Below are 527 nucleotides of genomic sequence, written 5' to 3' on the forward strand. Positions count from 1 at the left end.
TTGTGATGACAGAAGACAGACAGATCATCTTTCACTCCTAAATTCCATCAATCCTATGACGAAAAAGGCCTGCATTGCTGCAGGCCTTTGTATGAGTGAATTAAGAGTTATTTACTGGAAACTCACTGCAGTTGGTAGGCGATCAAGCATCTTGTAGTAATCACCAGCCACAGCGCCGATATCACCACGTAAATACGCTTGGATCATATTGAGATCTTTCAGCCAAAGTTCTTTGTCAGCATCTGAAGATGCCATGTACCCTGCGTACACATTGTCGACCGCGAACATCATGTCTTCGGCGTGATCGTTGTAAATCAAAAGCATCGCATCAGTGTAAGCTTCGAACGCTTTCAGCTCATCGTGCGCTTTACCACCTTTGTAGCTCAATGTGCCCGAAGTTGCATCGATGACCAAATCACCCGAAGTCACATTCGCTGTCGTAAAGTTGATGAAAGACTGGCTGAACGACAGCACACCTGCTGCGATATCCGCATCAATGGTTCGCTTCATTGCGTTGACCATTGGCG

The 527-nt window shown here is 46.1% G+C and carries 1 protein-coding gene; it reads right to left on the minus strand.

All coding sequences use genetic code 11. The features are described 5' to 3' along the window. Positions 1-111: 111 nt before the first annotated feature. The coding region (locus tag R7040_RS29770) for a hypothetical protein (RefSeq protein WP_318098090.1) at positions 112-527 on the minus strand (416 nt) is incomplete at its 5' end.

The organism is Vibrio sp. 1069 (assembly GCF_033340555.1).